We start from the raw sequence: 6,380 nt of genomic DNA on the forward strand, positions 1-6,380 counted from the left end.
AGGCCCATTTGTCAAATCCAAATAGTTTACTTAAAAAATAGTAAAATGTAAGTTACAGGTAACAGCATGCGGACATGGGCATGAGTTGCTAATTCTTGAACTTGTTTGCATATACACAAAGCTTTGGAAAATATGTATCTACACGAATATCAAGCAAAAGAGCTCTTAAGAAAATGGGGCATCTTCATCCCAGAGTTTGCTATTGCATCCAATAGCGATGAAGTTAAGAAGGCCCTTTTCGATCTCAAGTTGAGTGAAGCTGTCATAAAGGCTCAGGTACATGCAGGAGGTAGGGCAAAGGCTGGTGGTGTACAAATCGTGAAGGGAAAAGAGGCTATCATTCTTGCAGCTAAGGAAATGATAGGTCTTCGTATTGTCAATGAGCAGACAGGAAAGAATGGAAAAGTTGTTCATCAGGTGCTAATTACAGCTCCAGTAGTTGTTCAAAAGGAATATTATATTGCACTTTTGATCGATTTTAAGGTGGCAGAGCCCTATATTTTAGTTTCTAAGGAAGCTGGCATAGATGTAGAAGAAAAAATGCAAAAAGACCCAAATAGTTTTTTAAAGGTCTATTTTTCATTAGATGGAAAAGTTACAGCTTCTGATCTTGAAAAAATAGGCCTTTTTATGGGCTGGCAAGATGATTTGAGGGATATAGGTTGTCAATTTATAACACAATTGGCAGATGCTTTCATTTCGATGGATGCAACGCTTTTGGAAATTAATCCACTTGCCCTTACAGAGGAAAATAAGCTCATACCCTTAGATGTAAAGTTGTCCATTGATGATAACGCACTTTTTAGGCATGAAGAATTACAAGCTTTATACGATCCATCACAGTTTACCACTCGTGAAGTTTTGGCAAATATGCATAATTTTTCTTATGTGCCATTACAAGGTGATATTGGTTGCATGGTTAATGGTGCAGGCCTTGCTATGGCTACGATGGATATCATCGATTATTTTGGAGGATCTCCTGCCAATTTTTTGGATATTGGAGGCAGTGCTACAAAAGACAGAGTTGCAGAAGGGTTTAAAATTTTAATAAAAGATGCAAAAGTAAGGGCTATTCTTGTAAATATTTTTGGTGGGATTATGGACTGTATGGTTATTGCGGAAGGGATAATTCAAGCTTTAAAAGAACTCTATGTTGGTTTAGTTAAAAAACAGAAGAGCATTCCAATTATTGTAAGAATGGAGGGAACCAATCGCGATAAGGGATGTTATCTTCTTGCACAGTCTAAGTTTAATGTTACCATTGCAGATGGGTTAGAAGATGCAGCAAAGAAAGCCGTGATTGCAGCAGGGATACTTTAAAAAGTTATGTCAATTTTAGTAAATAAGCATACGCGTATTATCACACAAGGTATTAGCGGTAAAGCAGGATATTTTCATACGGAACAAAGTTTGAAATATGGCTCTAAGATAGTAGGTGGGGTTGTTCCTGGAAAAGGAGGGACTTTAATTTTAGATCTTCCTGTTTTTGATACGGTATTTGATGCAAAACGCGTGCTTGAATGTAATGCAAGCATGATTTTTGTGCCAGCTCCTTTCGCTGCAAAAGCTATTTTAGAAGCAGAGGAAGCGGGTATTGAATTAATTATATGCATTACAGAGGGTATTCCTATTAATGATATGCTCTTTGTTAAAAGAGTCATGAGCAAAAGTAAAACAAGCAAGTTAATAGGTCCAAATTCTCCGGGTATTATAACGCCAGGTGAATGTAGAATGGGTATTATGACAGGATATATTCATCAAAAAGGATCTGTGGGTATTGTTTCTCGCTCCGGCACGCTCAATTATGAAGCTGCGCTTCAAATAACACGGGCAGGCCTTGGTCAGTCAACGTGTGTAGGTATTGGTGGAGACCCTGTTGTAGGTGTAAATTTTGTAGATATTTTAAAGCTTTTTGAAAAGGATCCACAAACCAAAAGTATCTTGATGATAGGGGAAGTGGGGGGTACTTTGGAGGAAGAGGCTGCAGAGTGGATTAAAGGACATGCAACCAAGCCAATAGTAGCGTTCATTGCAGGAAGTATGGCGCCTACAGGTCATCGAATGGGACATGCTGGAGCTATTGTTCAAAGGGATTTGGGGTCTGCTAAGCAAAAAATAGACGCTCTTAGAAGAGCAGGTGTTGCAGTTACCTTAAATCCTGCAGCTATGGGACAAACACTTTTAAAAGTAGTTAAATGATGAATCTAAAAATTCCCTTAAGAATACATCCCTTTTTTTGGCTTTTTGCAGCTTTAATTGGTTTTCTTAATTCTAATGAGCCTATTCAAATTTTGGTGTGGGTTTTTATTATTTTTATTTCGGTCTTAATTCATGAATGTGGTCATGCTTTAACAGCTAAGTTATTTCAACAGTCTGTTCATATAGAGCTTTTTGCATTTGGAGGGATGACGTATAGGGAAGGGCGTAAATTAAAGCTTTGGGAAGAGTTTTTGGTAGTGCTTTGTGGCCCCTTGGCTGGTTTTTTGCTTTTTTTACTTGGATATTTTCTTTTACCCCATATTGGTGATAAACAAAGTCTTTTATTTTTTTCTGTCAACATTTTGACGATCATTAATTTTTTATGGACATGCCTTAATTTGATACCAGTACTACCTCTAGATGGAGGGCAACTTCTTAGAATTGTTTTGGAAAAAATCATTGGTTTTAAAGCAATTAAGATAACGCATTTAATTAGTCTTTTTTTAGCAACGGGACTTACTTTTTTGTTTTTAGTAGAGGGACAGATTTTTGTAGGTATTTTGTTTTTTATGCTAGCTTTTATGAGTTATAGATCTTTTAAGGACAGTAAATTAATGAGTGTGCAAGATCAAAATGCTGATTTACAGAGGCTATTTGAAGATGCTGAAAAAAAATTGCTTTTAGGCATGAAAAGAGAAGCTTTTGAGGATTTTCAAAAGGTTAGAAAACTTTCTAGTAGTGGGGTTATTTACAATATAGCAACAGAGACTTCTGCATTAATTCTTCTTGAAGAGTCAGCAAATGACCCTGAAAAAAAAGCTCTAGCTTATCAATGTCTTTGCTCTCTTCCCTCAGTGTCAGCAGAGGTTTTGCCACGTTTTCATGCGCTTGCTTTTGAATATGACAATTATCAAAAAACTGTAGAACTTGCAGAAGAAGCGTTTCAATTGCAGCCAACGGGTGATACAGCACTTATTACAGCAAAAGCTTATGCTGCATTAAAAATGTCAGAGCCGGCAGTTGGATGGCTTGAATGTGCTTTGAGCGAGGGTGTTGTGGATATTGATAAGATTTTAAAAAATAGCGAGTTTGATCTGATTAGAGATAATATAGAATTTAAACATTTTGTAGATAGTATACAAGGGGTATAATGGGCTGTCAGACAAGAGAGGGAGAAGTTTTTTATCAAGATGTTTGGGTGGATGGAAAGCCTATTTTTTATGGTGGTCGCGAATGTGAATTTCGCTATTTTGCAATTCGCAAATTTTTTAAAAAGTTTAAGCGCCCTGTAAAAGTGCTCGATATAGGAGCAAATATGGGTTATTTTTCTTTGCGCTTGGCAGAGGAGTTTCAAGGCTGTTTTGTGATGGTTGAGGGAGTAGAGCATATCGCTCAGGCCCTTCTCAAATTATGCAAATTGAATCGCAATGGAAAAGCCATTTTGCTTAAACGCAAGCTTGCACTTCATGATTTAAAAATGCTTGCAGAAGTAGAACACTTTGATGTTGTGCTAGGCCTGAGTATTATTCATCATTTTGAAGAGCCCTACCAGGAAGTGTTAGATGTAATGACTAAATTAGGCTCTTACCTTATTTTAGAGCCTCCTATTAAAGAAGAACAGACACTGAATCAAAAAAGAATTGTAAGAGAGCCTCTTGATTTGTCAAAATACCCTCATAAAGTCCTTGTAAGCGTGCCTACAGGTTCACGTTTTTGGCATAAACATCTTCGAAAAACCTATCTTATCCCTTGTAATGCAACGGAACAAGTACTTCATCCAGGCCCATTATCTGGTATTAACTACACGACCTTTCTTAACATGAATGGAGTTTTTCCCTCTATTGACGAGATTGCGCCTTTAAGAGAAAATATCCCCGATTCCCTTTTTATGATTACAGGATCAGAATTGTTAAAACTCAAATAACATGGAGTGTTTTATGAAAAAGAATTTGTCTATACTTATAACGATTTGTTCATGTCTTAGCTTTGTAACACCCTCTCTTTGTATTGCAGAGTCTCTGCCTCCCATTAATTATTTGAAGGAAACATCTAAAGCTATCAGTAAAATTGCAAAGCAGAGCGTGTCTGCTGTGGTTTTTATTGAATCAGAGATGCCTTCTAGTAGTAAAGGAAGAGGTGAGGGGGAGATAGATCTTTTTAGGGATGATTTTTTTAATAAGTTTTTTGGAATGCCATCGCCTCACATGCGTCCTAAAAAGTCTAGTCCAGATATTGTAAGAGGTTCTGGTTTTTTGGTAAGTAAAGATGGTTATATTTTAACAAATAATCATGTTGTAGAGGATGCTGAAAAGATTAGCGTAACTTTATATGGTGGTAAAAAAGTAGAGGCCAAGCTGATTGGTAATGACCCCAAAAGTGATCTTGCAGTGATTAGGATTGAAGGGGATTCCTATCCTTTTCTTACACTTGGAGACTCAGACCAAGTAGATATTGGCGAAATTGTGATGGCAATTGGTAATCCATTCGGATTAGATGCAACTGTTACACTGGGTGTTGTGAGCGCTAAGGGAAGAAATGATCTTCATTTGACAGACTTTGAAGATTTTATACAGACAGATGCTGCAATTAATCCAGGTAATTCTGGAGGGCCCCTCATTGATGCGGATGGAAATGTTATTGGTATTAATACAGCAATTGTAAGTGGTTCTAGTAACGGAGGCTCCATGGGTATTGGCTTTGCGGTGCCAAGTAGTATGGCGCAGCGCATTATGGATCAATTAATTAAAACAGGAGAAGTGGTTCGAGGGTATTTGGGCGTCTCTATGCAGCCAGTGGATGAAAATTTGGCGGCATCGTTTAAGCTTGCAAAGCCACAAGGTGCGCTTGCAGCTGAAGTTGTTAAGGATTCTCCTGCAGAGAAAGCTGGCTTAAAGCAAGGTGATATCATCGTAGCTTTTAATGATAACCCTGTTGATAACATAAGTGCTTTTAGAAATAGTGTTTCTATGATGGCGCCTGGAACCAAGCTCAAGCTAAAAATCATTCGTGATGGTAAAGAGGAGTTTATAACCATTACAATTGGATCTTACCCCGAAGCTGAAAAGCTTGCTTCCAAAGAAATTACATCAAAGCTTGGATTTAGCGTTGAAGAGCTCACTTCTGACCTATCTTCTCGTTTAGGATATACTGCTGAAAAGGGCGTAGTTGTTACAAAAGTAATTCCAGGTTCTTTAGCAGAACTTGCGGGGATTAAGGCTGGCTCTTTAATTATTTCGGTAGATCGAAAAGAGGTTGCTTCTGTTGGAGAGTTTGAAAAAGCTATGAAGGAGTCCTATCCAAACCATAGAGTTCTTTTACTTGTAAAGCAAGGACCCTATGTGCGCTTCGTATCTTTGAAGTTCGATGAGTAAATTACGAGAGCATGAGTTATAGAATCTTGCTCTATAACTCATGTTTATGTATAAATTTGAGTTATAGAGAGGGGTTCTATTACTCATGCCTTGGAATTGGAAGTTGCCTGGTTGGCCAAAATTTAGCTGTGATTTTAATCAAATAGCTCAGAGGGAAAGACAATTTCTTTTGAGTGTAGGAACTTCTGCTGCATTTTTGAAAAACATAAGCGAGCAAGAATACAATCAGTTTATTGTTGAGATCCTCAGTTCAGAAGGCCTAGAAAGTTCAAAGATTGAAGGGGAACTTCTTGATAGAGAAAGTTTGCAATCATCGATTAAACGGCACTTTGGATTATGTACGACTTTAAAGGAATCGGATAAAGAATCAAGGATGGCAGAGCTTCTCTGTAGTGTCTATGAATCTTTAAATCTGCTTTATTTTTTAATTAATAAGTCAAAAATGCTTACAAAGCTTTCTGGAAAAATTAATCCACGCCAAGAAAAAGTTCTGTTAAGAATGTTTGCAGAGGGCCCAAGTGGTTTTAAGGGGGGCTTAAGTGCAGAAAACTATATTGCTATTACAAAAAGCTCTAGATCTACACTACAGCTACACGTGATTTGACAGATTTAGTTCAAAAAGGTGCTTTAATAAAATCGGGCGAATTGCGTCACACCCGCTATCAATTAAATATTAGACTTCTTGCATAATTAGCTTTGCTTAGAAAAATTGAAATTTTTTGAGTAGATTTATTGATAAATTTTTCAAGCATATGTGAACATATGGTTGAAAAATTTAACGATAAAGATGTCAAAAAAGACAATTTTAAC

Annotated in this window: 6 protein-coding genes; all 6 read left to right on the forward strand. The window is 37.2% G+C overall.

Features of this window, described 5'->3' with window-relative positions:
• Nucleotides 1–132 precede the first annotated feature (132 nt).
• The 6 genes from sucC (at nt 133) to P4L16_06100 (ending at nt 6,174) form a co-directional block, all read left to right on the forward strand.
• Entirely contained in the window at nt 133–1,320 is a 1,188-nt protein-coding gene (gene sucC, locus P4L16_06075; protein MDR3624689.1) for an ADP-forming succinate--CoA ligase subunit beta, read from the forward strand.
• A gap of 6 nt (nt 1,321–1,326) precedes the next feature.
• Complete coding sequence (sucD, locus tag P4L16_06080) at nt 1,327–2,199, forward strand: succinate--CoA ligase subunit alpha (protein ID MDR3624690.1); 873 nt, start codon at nt 1,327–1,329, stop codon at nt 2,197–2,199.
• Nucleotides 2,196–3,350, forward strand: a complete 1,155-nt coding sequence (locus tag P4L16_06085) for a M50 family metallopeptidase (GenBank protein ID MDR3624691.1) — start codon at nt 2,196–2,198, stop codon at nt 3,348–3,350. The genes sucD and P4L16_06085 overlap by 4 nt, the downstream gene beginning before the upstream one ends.
• Nucleotides 3,350–4,123 carry a DUF1698 domain-containing protein gene (locus P4L16_06090; GenBank protein MDR3624692.1) on the forward strand — a complete coding sequence of 258 codons (774 nt, stop codon included), beginning with the start codon at nt 3,350–3,352 and terminating at the stop codon, nt 4,121–4,123. Before P4L16_06085 ends, P4L16_06090 begins: the two co-directional genes overlap by 1 nt.
• Nucleotides 4,124–4,136: 13 nt before the next feature.
• Entirely contained in the window at nt 4,137–5,570 is a 1,434-nt protein-coding gene (locus tag P4L16_06095) for a Do family serine endopeptidase (GenBank protein MDR3624693.1), read from the forward strand.
• An 85-nt stretch (nt 5,571–5,655) separates the two neighbouring features.
• A complete protein-coding gene (locus tag P4L16_06100) occupies nt 5,656–6,174 on the forward strand; it encodes a DUF4172 domain-containing protein (GenBank protein MDR3624694.1) in 519 nt (172 codons plus the stop codon).
• The last annotated feature ends 206 nt before the right edge of the window (nt 6,175–6,380 follow it).

Source organism: Chlamydiales bacterium, assembly GCA_031292375.1.
In the GTDB taxonomy this organism is placed as follows: domain Bacteria; phylum Chlamydiota; class Chlamydiia; order Chlamydiales; family VFKH01; genus JARLHF01.